Origin of the sequence: Cetobacterium sp. 2A (assembly GCF_014250685.1) — a bacterium.
Lineage (GTDB): Bacteria > Fusobacteriota > Fusobacteriia > Fusobacteriales > Fusobacteriaceae > Cetobacterium.
In genome coordinates, this window is the sequence record NZ_JACFAJ010000001.1 from 298874 (window position 1) to 320100 (window position 21227).

General features: G+C 29.7%; 19 protein-coding genes and 1 riboswitch. Of the genes, 9 read left to right on the forward strand and 10 right to left on the reverse strand.

Annotated features, from left to right (window positions below; translation table 11 throughout):
• Positions 1 to 52 precede the first annotated feature (52 nt).
• A complete protein-coding gene (locus H3N56_RS01500) occupies positions 53 to 2743 on the forward strand; it encodes an autotransporter domain-containing protein (protein WP_185879575.1) in 2691 nt (896 codons plus the stop codon).
• Positions 2744 to 3082: 339 nt separating this feature from the next.
• On the opposite strand, the gene H3N56_RS01505 is transcribed toward H3N56_RS01500, so the two are convergent.
• Positions 3083 to 3394, reverse strand: coding sequence for a hypothetical protein (locus H3N56_RS01505; RefSeq protein ID WP_185879576.1), 312 nt, complete (start codon positions 3392 to 3394; stop codon positions 3083 to 3085).
• 12 nt (positions 3395 to 3406) lie between these two features.
• On the reverse strand, positions 3407 to 4762 hold the full coding sequence (gene nagE / locus H3N56_RS01510; protein WP_185879577.1) for an N-acetylglucosamine-specific PTS transporter subunit IIBC: 1356 nt from the start codon (positions 4760 to 4762) through the stop codon (positions 3407 to 3409).
• Between the two features lie 135 nt (positions 4763 to 4897).
• Positions 4898 to 4957, forward strand: a riboswitch (Fluoride riboswitch).
• Between the two features lie 35 nt (positions 4958 to 4992).
• Here nagE and H3N56_RS01515 point away from each other — a divergent pair.
• Together H3N56_RS01515 and H3N56_RS01520 are read left to right on the forward strand one after the other, a co-directional pair.
• Positions 4993 to 6228, forward strand: coding sequence for a sodium:proton antiporter (locus tag H3N56_RS01515; RefSeq protein ID WP_185879578.1), 1236 nt, complete (start codon positions 4993 to 4995; stop codon positions 6226 to 6228).
• A 113-nt stretch (positions 6229 to 6341) separates the two neighbouring features.
• Complete coding sequence (locus H3N56_RS01520) at positions 6342 to 7694, forward strand: sodium-dependent transporter (RefSeq protein WP_185879579.1); 1353 nt, start codon at positions 6342 to 6344, stop codon at positions 7692 to 7694.
• A gap of 19 nt (positions 7695 to 7713) precedes the next feature.
• Here H3N56_RS01520 and H3N56_RS01525 read toward each other — a convergent pair whose 3' ends face one another.
• Positions 7714 to 8259 carry a GNAT family N-acetyltransferase gene (locus H3N56_RS01525; protein ID WP_185879580.1) on the reverse strand — a complete coding sequence of 182 codons (546 nt, stop codon included), beginning with the start codon at positions 8257 to 8259 and terminating at the stop codon, positions 7714 to 7716.
• Positions 8240 to 8419, reverse strand: coding sequence for a hypothetical protein (locus H3N56_RS01530; RefSeq protein ID WP_185879581.1), 180 nt, complete (start codon positions 8417 to 8419; stop codon positions 8240 to 8242). Before H3N56_RS01530 ends, H3N56_RS01525 begins: the two co-directional genes overlap by 20 nt.
• Positions 8420 to 8529: 110 nt before the next feature.
• On the opposite strand from H3N56_RS01530, the gene H3N56_RS01535 reads away from it, so the two are divergent.
• From H3N56_RS01535 to H3N56_RS01545, 3 genes are all read left to right on the forward strand, one after another.
• Entirely contained in the window at positions 8530 to 9090 is a 561-nt protein-coding gene (locus H3N56_RS01535) for a chromate transporter (protein WP_185879582.1), read from the forward strand.
• The gene (locus H3N56_RS01540) at positions 9087 to 9620 is read left to right on the forward strand and encodes a chromate transporter (RefSeq protein WP_185879583.1); all 534 of its coding nucleotides are present in this window, start codon (positions 9087 to 9089) and stop codon (positions 9618 to 9620) included. Before H3N56_RS01535 ends, H3N56_RS01540 begins: the two co-directional genes overlap by 4 nt.
• 83 nt (positions 9621 to 9703) lie before the next feature.
• A complete protein-coding gene (locus tag H3N56_RS01545; protein ID WP_185879584.1) occupies positions 9704 to 10588 on the forward strand; it encodes an ADP-ribosylglycohydrolase family protein in 885 nt (294 codons plus the stop codon).
• 165 nt (positions 10589 to 10753) lie between these two features.
• Here H3N56_RS01545 and yqeB read toward each other — a convergent pair whose 3' ends face one another.
• The 6 genes from yqeB to H3N56_RS01575 form a co-directional block, all read right to left on the reverse strand.
• Entirely contained in the window at positions 10754 to 11560 is an 807-nt protein-coding gene (yqeB, locus tag H3N56_RS01550) for a selenium-dependent molybdenum cofactor biosynthesis protein YqeB (RefSeq protein ID WP_185879585.1), read from the reverse strand.
• Positions 11541 to 12854, reverse strand: coding sequence for a selenium cofactor biosynthesis protein YqeC (yqeC, locus tag H3N56_RS01555; protein ID WP_185879586.1), 1314 nt, complete (start codon positions 12852 to 12854; stop codon positions 11541 to 11543). The genes yqeB and yqeC overlap by 20 nt, the downstream gene beginning before the upstream one ends.
• Positions 12841 to 13653, reverse strand: a complete 813-nt coding sequence (locus tag H3N56_RS01560) for an XdhC family protein (RefSeq protein WP_185879587.1) — start codon at positions 13651 to 13653, stop codon at positions 12841 to 12843. Before H3N56_RS01560 ends, yqeC begins: the two co-directional genes overlap by 14 nt.
• Before the next feature lie 15 nt (positions 13654 to 13668).
• Positions 13669 to 14682 (reverse strand): molybdopterin-binding protein, encoded by a 1014-nt coding sequence (locus tag H3N56_RS01565; RefSeq protein WP_185879588.1) that lies wholly within the window; start codon positions 14680 to 14682, stop codon positions 13669 to 13671.
• Positions 14683 to 14735: 53 nt separating this feature from the next.
• Positions 14736 to 15404, reverse strand: a complete 669-nt coding sequence (locus H3N56_RS01570) for a DUF4396 domain-containing protein (RefSeq protein WP_185879589.1) — start codon at positions 15402 to 15404, stop codon at positions 14736 to 14738.
• A 69-nt stretch (positions 15405 to 15473) separates the two neighbouring features.
• A complete protein-coding gene (locus H3N56_RS01575) occupies positions 15474 to 15923 on the reverse strand; it encodes a MarR family winged helix-turn-helix transcriptional regulator (protein WP_185879590.1) in 450 nt (149 codons plus the stop codon).
• Between the two features lie 139 nt (positions 15924 to 16062).
• Here H3N56_RS01575 and H3N56_RS01580 point away from each other — a divergent pair, with 139 nt between their 5' ends.
• The 3 genes from H3N56_RS01580 (at position 16063) to H3N56_RS01590 (ending at position 21206) form a co-directional block, all read left to right on the forward strand.
• Positions 16063 to 18048 carry an alkyl/aryl-sulfatase gene (locus H3N56_RS01580; RefSeq protein WP_185879591.1) on the forward strand — a complete coding sequence of 662 codons (1986 nt, stop codon included), beginning with the start codon at positions 16063 to 16065 and terminating at the stop codon, positions 18046 to 18048.
• An 11-nt stretch (positions 18049 to 18059) separates the two neighbouring features.
• Entirely contained in the window at positions 18060 to 19106 is a 1047-nt protein-coding gene (locus tag H3N56_RS01585; RefSeq protein WP_185879592.1) for a transporter, read from the forward strand.
• A gap of 111 nt (positions 19107 to 19217) precedes the next feature.
• Entirely contained in the window at positions 19218 to 21206 is a 1989-nt protein-coding gene (locus tag H3N56_RS01590; protein WP_221893419.1) for an alkyl/aryl-sulfatase, read from the forward strand.
• Positions 21207 to 21227 lie beyond the last annotated feature (21 nt).

Consider the following 21227-nt stretch of genomic DNA (forward strand, 5'->3'; position numbering starts at 1 on the left):
AAAAGACTTTTTTTGTATAAAGCATGTAAATTTGTAAAAGGAGTGATAAAACATGAAAAAGTATAGATTCTTACTACTTCTTTTAGCTCTACATGTAACAAAAGTTTTTTCCCAAGACAAAGGGCTAATTTTATGGTCAGATTTTATGTATTTTAAAAATCAAGAGGAAGATTATTATCTAAAAAATGGATCTTTGTATTTGAGAAAAGAGAATGAAACTCACCACCCTGTGCTACCTCCCATTAATCCACCAGTAAAACCTCCTACACCAATACAACCTATACCTAATCCAGTAAATCCAGAGACTCCAAAACCAACCGTTGAAAAATATATATTTTATAATAATAAATTTTATGAAGGAATCGATTTAAAAACTGGAACCCCTCCATTAGGTGGAGATTTAAATGTAAATACATCTAATAAAATAGGAATGGGAAGTGTAAAAGAAGGATATACAATAGAAAATGAAAATATTATATCCTTAAATAAGTTGCCTGCAATTCAAACACTGGTAGGAATGCAAGGTTCTAATGGAGGAACTATAAAGAATCAAAATAGTGGAGTTATAAATATTGAGTCCTATGGTGGAATAGGAATGAGTATCCTAAACTCTGGATATGCCGAGAATAATGGAGTTATAAACGCAGTCATGCCATTTTCAAATAATACAGTGGCAATACAACTTCTTGGGAATGGAAAGGGTATAAATAATGGAACGGTAAACTTATATAATTCATATACAGTTGGTGCAACTGTAGAAAATGGTAGTTTTATAAACAAAGGAAATATATTGGGAGCAGCAAGATATGCCATGGCAGTTACAGGAAGTGGAAGTATAGAAAATTCATCCACTGGTAATATTTCACTTTTAGGAGTTTTTGCGGGAATTTATGTGAGTGGTGGTGGAAGTGGAATAAATAATGGAACGATAAAAATTTTAGATGGAAATTCAGCTATGATGACAACAAATGGGAGTATAGTAAATAACGGAACAATAACGATGACCACTCCAAGCTATAATAATGGAAGTAATACAATTGAGATTCCAAGTGGTGCTATGTTTATAAATGGATTTGGAACAGCTATTAACTCTAAAACGGGAGTTATAAATATCGGAGAATTAAACAGTTTAATGAGAGCAACTAATGCGATGACAGGAGAAGGAGCTGTAGTTTTGGAAAATCAAGGTACTATAAATATGTATACTAATAATGTAATACCTGGTTCAATAATAACGACAGATTTTGCTTATTTTTTAACCGAAGGTGCTATTGGTAAAAATATGGCGACAGGAGTTATAAATTTAGGAGAATATGGAATGGTAAACTATGGTGGGGCGGTCTATAATTGGGGAACTATAAATAAATTAGGAAGTAATACTCAAGCCATATCCTACGATGGAAAGTTGGTTATGGAGGATGGTGGAACTCTTAATTCTTCGGGAACAAAATCTTTTGGAACAGTTCTAATAGGAAGAAGCTATACAGGAAATCATTATACAGACTCAGGGAAATTAAGTTTAGATATATCAATCCCTACCAATTTTAAAGATATAAAAAGTAACAGTATATCGTATGAAATAATTGAAAATAACGGAATCTATGAATTTAAAAGAAATAACTTTGAAATATTAACAGACGATATTTTAGGAAAATACTTAGAGAATATTTACTATGACTCCAATAATACTAAAAAGAATGAGATTTTTGATATACTTACATCTTCAGAAAATAATGTTCAATTTGAATGGTATTTAGATGAAATTTTTGGTAGAGGGTATTTTCCGTCTTTAATATACCAAACAAATGATGCCATAGTATTTACAAATGAAACTATTCTCAATCAGATATCTGAAAAAACTCAAGCAACAAATAAAGAGAGTTATATTTTTGGTTATTCTTTTGAAAAGATGAAAAAGAGTAATTATGAAAATATTTTTGGATATACAGACGAATTAAATAGCTTTTTTATTGGTAAAAACTATCCAATAAAAGAGAGTTTAAGTTCTGGATGGATTTTAAGCTACACTAGATTAAACTCTAAGTTCGAAGATAATAAAGGGAAAAGAGAGGATAATATGTTCCAAGGAGCAGGTTATTTAAATTATAACAAAGATACTGTAAATGGGTTTGGAAGTTTTTTTGCGGGATATTCTAAAGGAGATTTACATAGAAATGTTCAACTAAATTATTTAGACTATAACGATAATTTTTCAGATATAACTTTTGAAAGTTTAAATGAAAAGTTAAGTTCAGATATTAAAAACTATTATGTTGGAGCCTTAGGAAAAATATCTAAGAGATACAACTTTGATTCGATATATTTAGAACCAGTTGTGAGAGTTGAAAGTGTTGGAATATTTCAAAGAGATATAAGTGAAAGTGGAGGAACATATAACCTAGATTTAGATAACTTAAATGGAATTTTAAATAATGGATATATTGGAACAGATGTTGGAAAAATATTTAATGTTGGAATAAGTACTTTAAATTTAGTTTTAAATTTAGGAGTAAAACAGGAACTTAATAGTTTAGATGACACAGTTAAATTTAAAATAAACAGTTTAGGAAATGAAAGTGGAGAGATTGATTTAAAAAATAAAAATAGATTTTCTAAAGAGTTAGGAGTGAGAACAGAGATTGGAAATCTATGGAACGGATTATCTTTTTATGGTGAGTATAAGTATATATTTTCAGAGGATAACTCTTGGAAAGCTTCAGGGGGAGCTAGAGTTAAGTTTTAATAGTTAATGTTTCTAAAAAAAGAAGGTAACCTTTTGATAGGTTACCTTCCAACTATATGTACTAAAATGCTTAAGTTGATGATTGAAAATTTTTACTTCTAAAAATTTTTAATACCTTGAATCTCTTCAATACTTTGCAATTTACTACTTTTAATGTTATTTTTTATTTTCTATTTTCTAAAAACTTTGATGATATAAAACTTAAAATTCTTCTAATCTTAATTTCTAATTCCAAATTTTGATTCTAATACTAAATTTTAATTTTTTATACCTTAAGCACCTTAGTTGCAAGTATTATACGATAGTTTCAAATATTTCCTCTTTTTTATTTATTTTTTTTTAAAGGTGAATTACAGTATATCTAATTCCATTTAAAACTACAGTTTCTTCTTTTTTATCTTTTACTTTTTCAAATTTTGCATGAGTGTATCTTTTAATTAACTTTGGTGGATAATCTCTACTAGTTCTCAAAGAAAGTAGCTCAATTGTACTAAGTAACTCTACTCTATCATTTGTTACAAGGTAGTCGTCAGTTCCAATTGAAAAAAGAACGCCCTTATAAATAGGATCAGCTTTTATTAGTTTAAAATTAAAAGGCTTTCCAGTTTTTTTTACAATATATTGTCCAAGTGCAGATATTTTATTTTTCATTTTATTCCTCTTTTACTTTTTTAGTTTTTTAAGACCATTAGCAATCTGTTCAGCAGCAGAACCAATTATAACTTGAACTGCTGTAGATGAAAGTTTGATAACACCCTTACTTCCTAATAATTTTAACTTACTTTCGTCTAAAAGTCCAGCATCTTTAACTTCTAATCTTAAACGAGTGATACAAGAGTCTATATTAACTAGGTTATCTAGGCCTCCTAAAGCTTCTGCATAACTAGTAATTATATCTTCAGAATCTATAAAATCAGCAATCTCTTCATTGTCAGCATCTTCTCTTCCTGGAGTTTTAAGATTGAAAGCTTTTATAATAAAGTAGAATAAAATAAAGTAAACAACTCCAAAAGCTAATCCAACAGGAATTAACATCCATCCATTAGTCGCAAGTCCCATATTTAGTAAATAATCTATAAGACCAGCTGAGAAACCAAATCCATGTTTAATACCAAGAGCATAAGTTAATGCCATAGATGCTCCTGTTAATAGCGCATGCACTAAGTAAAGACCTGGAGCGATGAACATAAACATAAATTCTAAAGGTTCAGTTATTCCAGTTAAGAAAGCTGTAAATGCAATAGAGAATAAAACTCCACCAATATTTGCCTTTCTACCAGGCTTAGCTAAAAGATACATAGCAAGAGCTGCTGCAGGTAGACCAAACATCATAACAGGGAAGAATCCAGTCATAAATCCACCGGCTGTAGGATCTCCAGCAAAGAAACGATTAAGATCTCCTGTCTTACCTCCATATTCTCCAAATACAAACCAAACTAAACTATTTAGTATATGGTGAAGTCCAAAAGCAATAAGTATTCTATTTAATACTCCAAATACAAATACTCCAAATACTCCGGCTCCAATAATCCATTGACCAATTCCATCAATACCAATTTGTATAGGTGGCCAAATATATCCAAAAGCAATTCCAATAACTAAACAAATAATTGATGTTAGAATTGGAACGAATCTTCTTCCTCCAAAGAATCCTAGCCAATCTGGAAGTTTAATTTCATTATATTTATTATAACTATATCCCGCTACAGCTCCAGATATAACTCCTGAAAGAACTCCCATCTTAATATCAGCATTCATTGATGTAGCAACTTGAACAAGAATATAGTTTCCTACAGCTCCAGCAAGAGCAGCAGCACCATTTCCATCTTTGGCAATACCAACTGCAACTCCAATCGCAAATAGCATTGGAAGATTTGCAAAAATAACATCTCCAGCAGCAGTCATTTGAGCTTGATTCCAAAGAACCCCTAGTCTAAGTAATAATGCAGCAACTGGTAATACGGCGATTGGCAGCATAAGTGCTTTTCCAATCTTTTGAGCTTCGTCTAAAATTTTCATAAGTCAATCTCCCTCCATTATTTCGTTATAAAATACTCCAATCTAATGATATAGTAGAAAGGGAATTTTGTCAATTTATGTAATGACTCAAATAAGTTTACAAAATGGTAAAAAAATGATATAATGTCTTAAAATTAATACATAGGCGATGGAGTTCGCCTTTAAACGCTTGTAGCTAATGACTCCTACTCTTTTTAGGGTAGGAGTCTATTTTATTTTAGGAGGAAATAATGGAAACACTTATTTTTATTGGATTTTTTATAGGTTTAGGGATAATGTCATTTTTATCGGGGAAAGTAATAGAATATATAAAGCTCCCTTCTCTTCTGGGAATGATGATTCTTGGAATGGTTTTAGGACCATCTTTTTTGAACATAATACCTCAAAGTATAATAAAAATAGCTCCAGATATAAAAGATATTGCGTTAGTTACCGTTCTATTTATTGGTGGTCTTGGAATAAGTATGAAGCAGATTAAAAGTATAGGAAGACCTGCTATATTATTAAGTACAATTCCAGCTTTATTTGAAGGGTTTACAATCGCCTGGTTATCAACAATTTTTCTAAATTTCACTTTTATACAAGGAGCTATTTTAGGATTTATAATTGCGGCAGTTAGTCCAGCTGTTTTAATACCATCAATGATTTCGTTAATAGATAGAAAAAAAGGTCAAGATAAAGCCATTCCTCAGATGCTTTTGGTTGGCGCTTCAGCAGATGATACGATAGCTATAACATTATTTACAACATTTTTAGGTATATATTTGAATAAATTTAGTAATCATAGTTCAGACATATTAAGGGATATTATAAATATTCCATTAGCTTTAATTTTAAGTATAGCTATAGGAGCATCTGTATCTTATGTAAGTAAGCTATTTTTAAAATATATAAAAGGACATTTATTTAAAACTTTAGCAGTATTTTTAATTTGTTTAGGTATGAGAGTAATTGAGAAATCTTTTCATTTAAGTTTTTTCAATTCTCTTTTATCAATTATGGTTTTTGGATTCTTTATAAGAAGTTATTTAGAAAAAGATGCGGAAGCAATTTTAAAATATATGAATAATATTTGGAGATATGGGAAATTATATTTATTTTCTTTGGTTGGAATGGCAATTAACCCTACATTGGTTGGAAATTATTTTGTTATAGGTATAATTATTTTATTTTTTTCTCTTTCAATTAGATCTTTAGGGGTTTTAATATCATTAATAGGAACTAATTTAACTACTAAAGAGAAGTTATTTTGTGTTATCGCTTATTTACCAAAAGCAACAGTACAGTCAGCTAAGGCTGGAATACCTTTAGAAAATGGTGTTGCTGGAGGAGAGATCATGCAAGCTATAGCAATATTGAGCGTTCTTGTAACTGCACCTTTAGGGGCAATTGGAATAAAAAATAATGAAAATCTATTATCTTCTGAGAATGAAGAGTATCAAAAATTAAGTCCTGAAATACTATAATTATAAGATATAGGTAGTATATAAAATTTGAATCACTCTAGGTATATATTTTTTTGTAAAAAAATGTTAGTATTACTATAACAAAAAAATAGACAATAGAGGAGGTAAAATTTATGAGTGAATTAAATTCTAGTACTCAAGTGGTTGAATCAAGAGGGCAATGGAAATCAACATTTGGTTTCGTAATGGCTGCGGCCGGATCAGCAATCGGACTTGGAAATCTTTGGAAATTTCCATATTTAGCTGGAAAAAATGGTGGTGGAGCATTTGTTATAGTGTACTTATCATTAATTATTATAGTAGGTTTTACTTTGATTTTAGCAGAAATGGCTGTTGGAAGAAAAGGACAAAGCGATGCCTATGGTTCTTTTAAAACTATAGATAAAAAATTTGGATTTATTGGATTTTTAGGAATTTTAACTAGTTTTATAATTTTATCATACTATAGTGTTATCGGTGGATGGGTATTAAAATATATTGGAACATATATTTTTACTGGAATTTCATCAAATGAAAGCTCGAATTTTTTTGTAAACCTTATTTCTCAACCATTAGAACCATTAGTTTATCATCTAGGTTTTATGTTAATAACAGCTTTAATTGTTTTAGGTGGAGTAGAGAAAGGAATAGAAAGAGCTAGTAAATTTATGATGCCAGCCTTATTTATACTTCTAATTATGGTTATGATAAGATCTTTAACTTTACCAGGAGCTATGGCTGGCGTAAGTTTTTTCTTAAAACCAGATTTCTCTAAAATTACCATTTCAACATTTATGGCAGCTTTAGGGCAAGTATTCTTTTCTCTAAGTTTAGGAATGGGAGTTATGGTTACCTATGGAAGTTATCTAAAAAAAGATGGAAATATGCCTAAAGATTCTCTGACAATTCCATTTATAGACACGTTAATAGCTATGTTAGCAGGTCTTGCAATACTACCAGCAGTATTTGCTCTTGGATTTGAACCAGGTCAAGGACCTGGGTTAATGTTTATAACACTACCAGCAGTATTTGATAAAATGCCTATGGGACAATTTTTTGGATTCATTTTCTTTGTCTTAGTACTTTTTGCAGCATTGACATCTTCTATCTCTTTATTGGAAGCTTCAGTTTCTCTAGTTGTAGATCAATTGAAAATGAATAGAAAAAAAGCTGTTGTTATTTTAGCTTCTGTTGCCTTTATTTTGGGAGTTCCTTCATCACTAGCAAATGGAGTTTTAGGTGAAGTGATGTTTTTTGGAAAAAATTTCTTTGATTTAATGTGTTTCTTCACTGATAATATTTTCCTACCTTTAGGTGGATTATTACTTTGTTTATTTGTAGGATATATTTGGGGTCCTGAAAAAGCATTAAGAGAAATTACAAATGATGGAAAATTAAAATTTGGTCTTGGAAAAGTTTGGATTTTTTCAATCAGATATATTGGACCAGTTTTACTTGGAATAGTACTTATTAATTCTTTAATATAAAAAAATGTCAGTAATCTTATCAAAGATTACTGACATTTTTTATTTCTATCCAATACCTTAATTTTATGGTTTTATCGATATCTTCTTTTGAATTTTCATATACTCCACCATTATTTTCTATGATTTTTTTAGAAAAAATATTATTAGAATCACATGTAACTAGAACTCTGGTCATACCCAATTTCTCAGCTTCAATAAGAGCTAGTCGTAAAATTGTATTTCCATGACCTTTATTACGTTGGCTTGGAATAACTGCATAACCTATATGCCCTTTAAAATTATAATAGTTTTTATTTAAACGATGTCTTATACTTACTCTTCCTAAAAACTTCTCATTTTCTACTAACCAATAAATAGTTTCAGGTATAAACCAAGGATTATACCATTTTTTTTTAGAAAAATTAGTAAGAGCATTTGTAAATTCTAAAAAATGACTGTCAATATACTCAATTTCGGCTTCAATATTCATTCCTTCTTTTTGAAATTCCAAATATCCCTTAATGAAAGAATCTTTATAAAAAACTGATGGTTTTATTAATTGAGCTTTAGAACATTGTACTTTCATTTCCTCTTCCTGTCTTACTTGTATTTGTAAATTCTTGAACTATTGCTCCATCTTTTGGACCGTTAAAAATGGTATCTGGATCTTCTACGGCAGCTTTAAAACTTGAGCACCCCGCTAAGATTGTTAAAAACAAAAATAAAATAATTTTTTTTATTTTCATAATATTCCCCCTAAAACATTTATATAATAATATACATAACTAAAGATTATTTCCTTTTATTTCTAGTCATGGTATAATTTTTGATATAATTTTTGAATTATGGAGGAAATATGAGATTAGATTTATTTATAACTTTTTTTAAAATAGGGCTATTCACTTTTGGTGGTGGGTATGCCATGATTCCACTTATAGAAAAAAAAGCCATTGAAGAAAAAAAATGGATTTCTGAAGATGAATTATTGGAGATTATCTCTATATCTCAAATAACTCCTGGACCAATAGCAATAAATGCGGCTACATTTATTGGCAGAAAAATGGGTGGAGTAACTGGAGCTATAGCAGCAACACTTGGGGTTGTTTTACCATCTCTTTTAATAATTACTACAATTGCAGCATTTTTTTATAAAGATTTTAATAATATTTATATTCAAAAAATTTTTATAGGATTGAGAGCAGGAATAACTGCTATGATTTTTATGTCTGTAAAAAAATTATATAAAAGCTCAGTTAAAAATTTAAGTGGAATCTTAATTTTTTTAATTACAATTATTTCTTTATTATTTTCATTGATATCGCCAATAGCTTTAATACTAATTTTTGGACTGGGATCTTTGATTTTATATTGTATATTTAAAGAGAAATTTTTAGATTTTTTGGAGGGTAAAAAATGATTTTATTAAAGTTATTTTATGTATTTTTTATAATAGGACTTTTTTCGTTTGGTGGTGGGCTTGCAATGCTTCCATTAATAAAAGAAGCTGTTTTTAAATATAAGTGGTTAAATGAAACTGAATTCTTAGATATAATTTCTATATCTCAAATAACCCCCGGACCAATAGCAATAAATTCAGCAACCTTTGTTGGATACAAAGTAGCCGGAATACCAGGAGCAATGTCAGCAACCTTAGGATCATCTCTGCCGTCTTTAATTATAATTTTAATTGTAGCAGTAATTTACGACAAAATTAAAAATAGTCCTTATAAAAAAGCTTTTTTTAATACAGTAAAACCTGTAACTGTGGGATTAATTGCATATGCAGGATACTTAATAGGTGAACCTACATTTTTAACAGGAAATTTAATTTTAGGATTAAAAGCTTTTATTATATTTTTTATAACAGTGCTTTTAATGAAAAAACTAAAAATTAATATTATATTTATTCTTTTAGGATCTGGATTACTAGGACTTTTATTATTTTAAAAAATAAGAGGATTTTTTCATTTCATACCAAAGAATATATTTGTAAGTTAAATTAATAATTATATGCCTTTGGAGGTTATCACATGGAAAAAATGGAAAATTTAAAAGATATGGTTAGATTCTATTTTGGAGCAGGAGCCTTTGCTTTCGGATACCAATGGACCTATGATATAACTGAGAACTTGGAGCAATTCTCTAAAACAAACCTTGAACTAATAAATCCTCTTGCCAAAAAATTTCATCCAAACAGAACTGCGGGAGATTTTGGTAGTTATGAAGATCAAGGATTAGCACTTTTAGATTCTTTGAGTAGAAATAAAAAATTTGACGTTATAGATTTTAAAAATACGTGGAAAAAACTTTGGACAGAAGATTACAACGAATGGATAGATAGTGCCACTAAAACGACACTTGCATCTGGTAAAGGATCTAATTCTAACGATTTAAGCCCAGTTAGTAGAATAGCACCTCTTTTCTTATTAAAAGGATTAACTTTAAATGAAATGTTGAAAAATGTATCTGAATACATAGAGGTTACTCACAATAATATTGAAGTAATAGATTATGGTAAATTTATTGTTAATTTAGTTCATGAATTATCGAGTGGTGGTGATTTATTACAGTCAATAGAGAAAATAAAAAATAATTACCCTCATTGTAAAAAATATATAGATGCTGGAATTGAAATGAGCCAGTATTCATGGAAGGAACTGATGGAGTCTGAAGTTCCAACATACTGTGAAATAGATGGATCAGGTCCTCTAGTTATATATCTACTTCTTAAATTCTGGAATTCACCGATTGATATGTTTGAGTATAATGCAATTTTTGATGGAGATTCTAATGCTAGATCAGGTATATTGGCATTAGTTGTTGGTTTAGAAGAGGGATATCCCGAATTTGCTAAAAATTGGTATAATAATTTACATAAAAAAAATGAAATTGAAGCATTGCTTGCTAAATTTTAAAGAAAACACCTTCCTATATAAATGTATAGGAAGGTGTTTTAAAATCACTTATATTCAAAATTACGAGCTACTATAAATAATTATTAATATCAGACAAATATTTTGTAACTGGTATATAATCAGCATTATATGAAGGATATAAAATCTGGTTAATTATTATTTAAATTAATTATTAATTCTATTTTTAAGGATTAATAAAGCTTCCAACGCAGATCCACCAATTGCTCTTGCTTTATCTGAAATAGTGAAACAATTTTCCAGTTCTTCAGTTCTTGGATCAATATCTGCAATTTTCAATCCTTCTTTCACATAATATTGATTGTTTATCATCCCTCTAATTATTCCATCAATAGTAGAGTAAACATTTTTTCCATCTATAGTTGCAATAATTTCATTTTTTTTAACAAAAGTTCCGATATCTTTTATTATTGTCAAATAACCAGAATCTTGAGAATAAATTACACGTTCCTCTGCTACCCCTTTTATTGTTCCTGGTATTCCCGTGTTTGGAAGAGCTGAACCTTCGAAAATTATTCTTCCTAAATTATGACCTCTCATAGTTTCAATTACTAAATCAACACTCTTTCCAGCTTCAAATCCAGGGCCTAATCCTATGGTAATCGGATACTTATCTTTTAAATTTTTTTCTTTTTTTGAAATTATAGCATCAATTACAGCTGTTAATTTTAAATTTTTAAAACTTTCTATTTTTTCTAACTTAGAATCTACTATTACAGGAATTTTATTTGAATTCAGTGCTGAAATTACTTCGTTTTCATTTTTACAAAATATAGAAGTTATCCCTTCTAAAGTTTTTTCTTTATCGTAAATAGCTTGACCAAAACAAACGTCTCTTCTTATAAAATTTGGTTTCTCAATTTCTGTTATTACAACATTAAAACCAGTTCTATACAGCTTTTGTATCACACCAGAAGCTATATCTCCCCCTCCTCTAACAACTATAATTTCCATTATTTTCCCCTTCAACTTTTTTTAAAATGTCTAAGTCTTTAACTGAATCTATATCATGAAATTCTAAAAACTCATTAAATTTAACTTTTATTTTCTTTTTTTCACTCATTATTATGCTTTTTCCGCCTCTATCACCGGTCAAAGATAATAATTGCTCTGAATATCTCTTTGGAAAAATAACAGGAGAAAAAAATTTATTTTTTATACTCGGCATAGTTATTTTGTCTCTCTTCATGAAGTAGTATATCAACTTTAAAATGCTTTCTTTTTTTAAAAATGGTTGGTCACATGGAAAAAACATATAACCATCAACATTGGCTTCTTTCAAATATTCCACTCCTAAAACAACTGATTGACTCTGTCCTTTTTCAGGAGTATTATTTAAAATAAAATTAAAGTTTTTATATTTATTTTGGTTTAAGTTTTCAATATTTTCATTTCTTACAACAACTAAAGAATATTTAAAATCTATATTTTGAACTTTATTTAAAATGTTTTCTAATAAAGTTTCTTTTTTATATAAAATTTTTGATTTATTTTTGCCCATTCTTTTTGAAAATCCTGATGCTAAAATAACAGCTGCTATTCTTTTATACTTATATGCTTCATCTTTAAATATAGATCCTATTACAACTTCAAATTTTAAGTTTATTGCAATATGAAGAGCAGTCTCAAATCCAATTAAATTTTCAACTCCATTTATAAAGACATATCTTTTCCCAGAATAAAGTTTAAAAAAATCTTGTGAATTACTATATTTTAACATCGTTTCTATACTTATTACGTCAGTTTCCTTACAAGAAAATTCTTTACAAAATAATTCTGTCCTATGCGCAAACTCGGAAACTGGTTTGTTTAAAGCATCTATATTTATTATACCTATAACTTTAGTTGAGCACACTGGAATGACTGGTTCTGATTCACTCCAGATTTTTATTAGCTTTCTACTTGCTCCATCTCCCTCTATTAATATATAGTCATAATTTTGAATATGCTTTTTTAAAAAAGCTTCATCTACGCCTATTATTTTATTAGTTTCAAAATTAATATCCTTAGCTAATATATCTATATTATTATTTTTTCCTTTTGATAGATTTGATGATTTATTTTGTAAAATTAAATTTTCATACATTTCAATGTCAGGAATATACATTTTAGTTGTCGTTGTTATTAGGACTTTTCCTATTGATTTGAGTTCATTAGCTAATTTAAAAATCAGAGAAGTTTTTCCGCCAGCTCCTGTAAAAGTTACTATATCTTTAGGGACAATATTAAATTTTTTATAAAAGTTCAATTTTCTTCACATCTCTCATATGTTTTCCAGTGAGCTTATTTTTAACGGTCAAAATTTCAGCAATTATACTAATGGCAATCTCTTTCGGTGACCCAGAAGAAATATCTAGTCCAATTGGAGAATAAACATTTTTTAATTTTTTAATGCTTTCTCCGGTCTCTAAAATTTCCTTATAAGTCTCTATAATTTTTTTTCTACTTCCAATCATTCCAATATAACCAGTGTCCTGTTTAAGTACTTGTATCAATGAAGCTTTATCTTGTAAATGACCTCTTGAAACGATTACTATATATGAATTTTTATCTAATTTATAATTTTCTAAATTTTTATCTATCTCACCTAAAATTAATTCACTAGCTTGAGGAAATCTAGAATCATTACAAAATTCTATTCTATCATCAAAGATGACGGTATCCATTTCTAAAAAAACCCCTAAGTTATAAAGTTCAGTTCCAACATGTCCGCCACCAATTATTATAAGTTTATCTCTTTTTTTAAAAACTTTAATGAACGCTTTTATTTTTCCTCCACACTTCATATGAAGAGCAGCGTCCTCTATCAAATCAAATTCTAACTCTTTGCTCTCTTGACTTTGCATCGAATTGATAGCTTCCTGTATTAAGGTGTATTCTAAATTACCACCGCCTACAGTCCCTAAAATTTTCTTATTTTCAAAAACTGCCATAAGGTTTCCTTTCTTTCCAGGACTTGAGCCATCCACTTGTATAAGGGTAACTAAAGCTACATTTTCACCTTTTTCTACTCTATTAGCAATTTCCCTCATAATTTGAATTTCCATATTTATCTCTCCTCATTATTTTCCGAATGAACAATGTGGAAATGTACAAATACCACAATCCAAGCAAAGACCACCATGTCCGTAATTAGCTATATCTTTAAAGCTTATCTTTTCATTTGTTAAAACTCTAGGTAATACTAAATCAAATACAGTTCTTTTTGAATGCATTACACATCCAGGAAGGCCCAAAATAGCCTTATCTCCATGATATGCCAAAAGCAACATAGCTCCAGGAAGAACAGGAGTTCCATATGTTATTAGCTCTCCTCCCATCTCCTTTATTGCAGATGGAGTTCTATCATCTGGGTCAACAGACATTCCACCAGTACATAAAATAAGCTCTGCGTCTGAAGCAAGAGCTTCTGCTAGTTTATCTTTTATCATAGTTTTATCATCAGATGAAAAAACATGACTAATAACTTCACAATTATATTCTTCTACCTTTTTCGATAGAATCGAACCAAATTTATCTTGAATTCTACCATAATAAACTTCATTTCCAGTTGTTATTATTGCTACTTTTTTTGGTAAAATCGGAATAATTTTTATTATATTTTTATTTGAAATTTCTTCCATCTTTTTTATTTTTTCTTCTTCAATTACTAATGGAATTACTCTTGTTCCGGCTATTTTTTCTCCCTTTTTTACAGGTGTATTGTTATGTTGAGTAGCAATAATTATCTCTCCTAAAGAGTTTATTTTTAGAAGCTCTTCAACATCTACCTTTAAAAGCCCATCTATATCAGATATAAAATCTATTTTCCCTTCTTTTATCTCTGAAAAAGTTAATCCTTCTCCAGAAACATGGTCTTTTATTCTTATAGCAGCATCATTTTCGTGTAATATTCCCTCTTTTGCTTCCCATATGTATATGTGATCTTTTCCAAGTTTTAATAACTCTGGAATATCACTTTCTTTTATTAGATGTCCCTTTTTAAAGGCAACTCCTTTAAATTCTCCAGGTACAATTTTAGTTATATCATGACAAAGAATCATTCCAGCAGCATCTTCTGTTCTTATTTCTTTCATTGCAACTCCTTCAGTAATTTAATTTAATGTATTATAGCATTTTTTTATTTCTATTACATACCCATTTTTATACCAGTTTTTACTAACCACCAATTTATAGGATATGCCGTTATAAATCCACAAGCCATTGCAATTTGCATCATAAACCAAAACTCCGGAGAAAAAGGAGATAGTCTACCAAACCATACGAAAATAACTAAAGCCATCCAACCATACATTCCAACTTGCCAAGACGTTAACGAGAGAAAATCTATTTTTAAAGCTCTTAACCATACTCCAATACCCTTTTCTTTTGTCATAGGAGAAATAGCAGCATATTGGAATGTAACCCCTGTTATTAGGGCTAAAATATATTCTAAAGTCCATTCTCCAAAAGTTAAATTATTATAAATCATAAAAGGAAAAGATAAAAAAATCCAAGGCCCAATTAAATCAGCTAAAGAACATCCAGCACCACAATGCAAGGTATCAGCCACCACACCTTGCCAAAATTTAGAATACTTGTTATCTGAAGAAGACATATCCATATTCATTCCTCTATGCTTTCCGATAGTAAAATAAGCCCATAGTCCAAATATCCCTGCCCATAGTCCATTGATAGGCCAAACCAGATTCATAATTTTCATTTCTTTTTGAGGGTGTTTTAGAATATCAACCAATATAATTAGAGCTGATAAAATTCCAATAAAAATAGATATTTTAGAAATAATATTAAAACTCATAAAGACTCACCACCTAATATTTAATTATATAATCTTTATTTAGTCTTTTAAAAACTTCATTTATTTCCTCTATTTTTTAAAATTATATGAAAAATGATCTCTTCTATTAGAAAGTTCCAATCTTTCCTTTAATTGAGTCATCATATTAAAAAGAAGATCCACTTCTTTTTCCTCTACTCCTTTAAAAAGTTCTTCTTCAAAATTTTCTAAATTTTCATTGACAAAATTTACAGCTTTGTCGCCCTCCACAGTCAAATAAACTCCTTTTTTTCGAGAGTCAATCTCTTTTTTTATAATAAAATTTTTATTCTCCAAATTTGTAATATGCTTTATAACCAAAGTTTTATCAGTATTTTGTTTTTTAGCAATTTCATACTGAGATATACCTGGGTATTCATGAATAATTCTTAGGTAAACAGCCTCCATCTTAGTGATATTTAAATCATATAAAATTTCAACAGACTTATAATCAATCTCCTTTGTAATAGCGGATATAAGAGCAATCATTCCTTTTCTCATAATCATCCTCCAATTTTTTCTCAATTATACCATGGAAATATATATATGAAGAGTTCATATATGAAGCCTTCATTCTTTTTTTTCAAAATTAGTTCCTTTATAATAGAAAAAATCAAAAAAATATTAAAGGAGAAAACATATGAGAAGAAGAATTTTAGTAAGCCTATTTTTATCACTTTGTGCGGTTGTATCAGCTGAAGGAAAATTGGACTACTCTAAGAGAAAAGAAGCTACAAAATTTACAATTGAAAAAAACAATGAAATTGAGAGACAACTCGATTTTTCAAACAAAAAAGACTTTGAGGAAGCAAGAAAGGGTTTTATAGCAACTTGGCCAGATAATAAAATTTTAGATGAAAATGGAAATGTCGTTTGGAACTTTGAAAGTTTTGACTTTTTAGGAGTTGAGGATAATAAAAAATCTCCAGACACTGTTAATCCATCCCTTTGGAGAAATGCACAATTAAATCAAATAAATGGACTTTTTAAAGTAACTGATGGAATTTATCAGGTAAGAGGATTTGACTTAGGAAATATAACCTTTGTCAGAGGTGATAAAGGTTGGATAGTTATAGATATGTGTACAACCGTCGAAGTAGCTAAAGCTGGATATGAACTTTTAAAAACTCATGTTGCAGATTTACCAATTACAGGAGTTATAGCTACACATTCACATCTAGACCACTTCGGTGGAATAAAAGGAGTGGTTAGTAAAGAAGATGTTGCAAGTGGAAAAGTTCCATTTATAGCTCCAGATACTTTCTTTGAAGAATCAGTTTCAGAAAACTTAATAGCAGGAAATGCTATGGGTAGAAGAGCTTCATATATGTATGGAAGTATACTTCCTAGAGATGAGAAAGGAACTGTCGATGCTGGATTAGGAAAAGCTGTTTCAGTAGGAACAAATACAATATTAGAACCAAGTAAAGTTGTTGAAAAAACAGGAGAAAAATTAACTATTGATGGAATCGAATTTGATTTTCTAATGGCCAATGGAACAGAAGCTCCGTCTGAATTTATGTTCTATATACCAAAATATAAAGCTTTCTGTGGAGCAGAAGTTATAAATAGGACCCTTCATAATATTTCAACACTAAGAGGAGCTCAAACAAGAGATGCTCTTAAGTGGTCAAAATCTATAGATCAAGCAGTTCAGCTATACGGAGATAAATCTGAAGTTATTTTTGCTCCTCACTACTGGCCAAAATGGGGTCAAGAAGATATAAAAGATATGCTTGAAAAACACAGAGATACATATAAGTTTATTCATGATCAAACTTTAAGACTTGCAAATCAAGGACAAACGCCTATTGAAATATCTGAAATGGTAAAACTTCCAGATGCTTTAAATAAAGAGTTTTTCAATAGAGGATACTACGGGACAGTTAGTCATAATACAAAAGCTGTATATGATAAATATTTTGGAGCTTGGTGGGATGGAAATCCTTCTAACTTATACAAATTACCACCTGTTGAAGCAGCTAAAAATTATGTTGAATTTATGGGAGGAGAGACCGAAGTTATTGAGAAGGCTAAAGGTTCTTATGATAAGGGAGAATATAGATGGGTCGTTGAAATTTTAAACCAGGTTATATTTGCAAATCCAAAAAATAAAGAAGCGAGAGAATTATCTGCCGATGCTATGGAACAACTTGGATATCAAGCTGAATCTGGACCTTGGAGAGCATATTTCCTAACGGGTGCGCAAGAGTTAAGAAATGGAGTTGTGGCGCTACCCACACCAAATCCTTTATCTAAAGATATGATAAATGGACTTCCAACTCTTAATTTCTTAGATTATTTAGCAGTTAGAGTAAATCCTGAAAAAGCAAACGGACTAGATTTAAAGATAAATATTAAATTTACAGATTTAAATGAGGATTATTCTGTAGTTTTAAAAAATAGTGTCCTTAACTCTTATGATAAACTACAAAAGAATCCAAACAGTGAAATTATTCTAACTAGAGACACTTTTAATAAGATGCTTTTAAAGGAAACAACATTTGAAAAAGAGATAAAAAATAATAATATTAAAGTTACAAATCCAGAGAACGTAAATAAATTAGTAGGTACTCTTGATAACTTTAAGTTTTGGTTCAATATAGTAGAACCTAATGTGCAATAGGAAGTACTAAAATGAAAAAACTAAAATTTTTAGCAATAATTGGGATACTTGGATTTACTAAAAATATGTATGCTGTCGGCGGAGTAGAACTTCTCACTAATGTGAGTGCAGGATCAGTTTCAAATCCAGCAATGCAAGCCACAATATCTTCAGAAAGCGTATTTTATAATCCCGCAGCAATAAGCTTTTTAGAAGGAGAACACAATTTATACTTTGGTGGTTATTACGCCAATATCGATTATAGAGCCGAAGTTGGAAATAGCTATTTAGAAACTACTACTCCTCAATTTATTCCGAGTTTTTCATATATCTATAAAAAAGATAAAATATCATATTACATGGGAATGGGAATGTCAGGTCAAGGAGGAGTATTAAAGTTTGATAACAACACTTCTCTTATTGAGGATTTAGATTCTACCATAATTTATGGTGGTGGAAGTTTCGGAGTGAGTTATCTCTACAAAGAAAATCTAAGCCTATCTTTAGGAGGAAAGATTACCTATTCAAAAACAACTATGGATGGAACTATTGCTGGAGGAAAAATTGAGAATGAAAAAGATTCATTTGGAATTGCTCCAGAGATAAGTACATATTATAAAGTTAATAGTAAAATAAGCTTAAGTGCTAAGTATCTTCATAAAACTAAGCTCGATTACGGCAATCTTGCAAGCTTGCTTTCTTTAGGAAGTAGTTTTGAACTAAATGAAAATCAAAGATTAAATTTTGGATACAACTGGATTTTAGAGGAAAATGAGTATAGTGATTCCTATGAATATGCAATTTCTTTTGAACAGAGAATAAACCCAAAATTCAAAATAACTCTTGGATATTGTTATTCTGATAGAGGAAAGAATAAAGATGCAATTGTTGATTTTACAGAGCTTAGTTCTCATCAAATAGGATTAGGTGGAACTTATAAAGCTACCGAAAATATTGATTTAACAATCGGAGTTGGAAAAATAAGATATGAAAGTGAGTCAGTACCAATTTTTAACACAAAACTAAAAAGTAAAAGAGAGGAAATTGTTATAAGTACCGGAGTAACCATGAGATTATAAAAGAGGAAAGAAGAATTAATATTTGTATCTAACTTAAACTAAACTGTGTGTCCAAAATTACTCGATACCTTCTACTGATTATTTAATTAAAAAGATTAAAGGAGATAATCAATGAAAAGAAAAGGAATTTTGATATGTATTTTTCTCTCTCTTTGTATAATGAGTTTGGGAGAATCCAAATTAGATTATTCAAAGAGAAAGGATGCCACTAAATTTACAATTGATAAAAACAAAGAAATTGAAACCCAACTTGATTTTTCAAACAAAAAAGATTTTGAAGAGGCAAGAAAAGGTTTTATAGCAACTTGGCCAGATAATAAAATTTTGGATGCAAATGGAAATGTTGTTTGGGATTTCGAAAGCTTTAATTTTTTAGAAGTTGATAAAGAAAAAAAATCTCCTGATACTGTTAATCCATCTCTTTGGAGAAATGCACAATTAAATCAAATAAATGGACTTTTTAAAGTAACGGATGGAATATATCAGGTAAGAGGATTTGATTTAGGGAATATAACCTTTGTCAGAGGTGACAAAGGTTGGATAGTTATTGATACATGCACAACTACTGAAATTGCTAAAGCAGGATATGAACTTTTAAAAAAGAATGTAGAAAATTTACCAATTACAGGAATTATTGTAACACATTCCCATATAGATCATTTCGGTGGAATAAAAGGAATAGTTAGCGAGGTAGATATAACAAGCGGTAAAGTTCCATTTGTGGCACCAGAAGGCTTCTTTGAAGAATCAGTTTCAGAGAATTTAATGGCAGGAAATGCAATGGGTAGAAGAGCTTCGTACATGTATGGAAGTATTTTACCTAAAGATGAAAAGGGAACTGTTGATGCTGGATTAGGAAAAGGAGTTTCTGTAGGAACAAATACGATTCTTGAACCCAGTAAAATTATAGAGGAAACTGGAGGAAAAGTAACAATCGATGGGATAGAAGTTGAATTTATAATGGCGAATGGAACAGAAGCACCTTCAGAATTTATATTCTATATACCAAAATATAAAGCTCTTTGTGGAGCAGAAGTTATAAATAGAACTCTTCATAATATTTCAACGCTAAGAGGAGCTCAAACAAGAGATGCTCTTAAGTGGGCGAAAACAATCGATGAAGTTGTTCAAATATATGGAAATCAAGCTGAAATCATGTTTGCACCTCACTTTTGGCCAAAATGGGGACAAAAGGATATAAAGGAGATGTTAGAAAATCATAGAGACGCTTACAAATATATTCACGATCAAACCTTGAGACTTGCAAATCAAGGACGAACTCCAATTGAAATTTCAGAATTAATTAAACTTCCCGATGCTCTAAATGGAGAGTTTTATAATAGAGGTTACTATGGAACAGTAAGCCATGATACTAAAGCTGTCTATGACAAGTATTTTGGAGCTTGGTGGGATGGAAATCCAGCTAACTTATATAAATTACCTCCTGTTGAAGCAGCTAAAAATTACGTTGAATTTATGGGAGGAGAGGATGAAGTTGTAAAAAAAGCCCAAGCTTCTTATGATAAAGGAGAATATAGATGGGTAGTTGAAGTTTTAAATCAAGTTGTATTTGCAAATCCTAAAAATCAGAAAGCAAGAGATTTATCTGCCGACGCTATGGAACAGCTTGGATATCAGTCTGAATCTGGACCTTGGAGAGCTTATTTCCTAACAGGAGCACAAGAATTAAGAAATGGAGTTGTTGAACTGCCTACAACAAATACTTTATCTAAAGATATGATAAATGGACTTCCAATTCTAAACTTCTTAGACTATCTGGCAGTTAGAATAAATCCTGAAAAAGCAAATGGACTAGATTTAAAAATTAATATTAAATTCACAGATTTAAATGAAGACTATTCAATGGTTTTAAAAAATAGTGTTCTTAACTCTTATAATAAACCACAAGAAAATCCAACAAGTGAAATCACTTTAACAAGAGAAACATTCGGTAAGATTCTTTTAGGAGAAACAACATTTAAAGATGAGGTAGAAAAAAATACAATACAGATAACAAATATAGAAGATGTAAATAAATTACAAAATAGTCTGGATAATTTTAAATTTTGGTTTAATATAGTAGAACCCAACGAACAGTAGGGGAAATAAATAGAAAAGTGG

Excerpts from the sequence above, each read along its gene's own strand:
- H3N56_RS01560 (WP_185879587.1), bottom strand. The coding sequence starts at position 13,653 with ATGGAAATTCAAATTATGAGGGAAATTGCTAATAGAGTAGAAAAAGGT.
- H3N56_RS01535 (WP_185879582.1), top strand. The coding sequence starts at position 8,530 with ATGAGATTAGATTTATTTATAACTTTTTTTAAAATAGGGCTATTCACT.
- H3N56_RS01505 (WP_185879576.1), bottom strand. The coding sequence starts at position 3,394 with ATGAAAAATAAAATATCTGCACTTGGACAATATATTGTAAAAAAAACT.
- H3N56_RS01590 (WP_221893419.1), top strand. The coding sequence starts at position 19,218 with ATGAAAAGAAAAGGAATTTTGATATGTATTTTTCTCTCTCTTTGTATA.
- H3N56_RS01545 (WP_185879584.1), top strand. The coding sequence starts at position 9,704 with ATGGAAAAAATGGAAAATTTAAAAGATATGGTTAGATTCTATTTTGGA.
- yqeB (WP_185879585.1), bottom strand. The coding sequence starts at position 11,560 with ATGGAAATTATAGTTGTTAGAGGAGGGGGAGATATAGCTTCTGGTGTG.
- H3N56_RS01585 (WP_185879592.1), top strand. The coding sequence starts at position 18,060 with ATGAAAAAACTAAAATTTTTAGCAATAATTGGGATACTTGGATTTACT.
- H3N56_RS01580 (WP_185879591.1), top strand. The coding sequence starts at position 16,063 with ATGAGAAGAAGAATTTTAGTAAGCCTATTTTTATCACTTTGTGCGGTT.
- H3N56_RS01520 (WP_185879579.1), top strand. The coding sequence starts at position 6,342 with ATGAGTGAATTAAATTCTAGTACTCAAGTGGTTGAATCAAGAGGGCAA.
- H3N56_RS01525 (WP_185879580.1), bottom strand. The coding sequence starts at position 8,259 with ATGAAAGTACAATGTTCTAAAGCTCAATTAATAAAACCATCAGTTTTT.
- H3N56_RS01540 (WP_185879583.1), top strand. The coding sequence starts at position 9,087 with ATGATTTTATTAAAGTTATTTTATGTATTTTTTATAATAGGACTTTTT.
- H3N56_RS01570 (WP_185879589.1), bottom strand. The coding sequence starts at position 15,404 with ATGAGTTTTAATATTATTTCTAAAATATCTATTTTTATTGGAATTTTA.
- H3N56_RS01515 (WP_185879578.1), top strand. The coding sequence starts at position 4,993 with ATGGAAACACTTATTTTTATTGGATTTTTTATAGGTTTAGGGATAATG.
- H3N56_RS01565 (WP_185879588.1), bottom strand. The coding sequence starts at position 14,682 with ATGAAAGAAATAAGAACAGAAGATGCTGCTGGAATGATTCTTTGTCAT.
- H3N56_RS01575 (WP_185879590.1), bottom strand. The coding sequence starts at position 15,923 with ATGAGAAAAGGAATGATTGCTCTTATATCCGCTATTACAAAGGAGATT.
- nagE (WP_185879577.1), bottom strand. The coding sequence starts at position 4,762 with ATGAAAATTTTAGACGAAGCTCAAAAGATTGGAAAAGCACTTATGCTG.
- H3N56_RS01500 (WP_185879575.1), top strand. The coding sequence starts at position 53 with ATGAAAAAGTATAGATTCTTACTACTTCTTTTAGCTCTACATGTAACA.
- H3N56_RS01530 (WP_185879581.1), bottom strand. The coding sequence starts at position 8,419 with ATGAAAATAAAAAAAATTATTTTATTTTTGTTTTTAACAATCTTAGCG.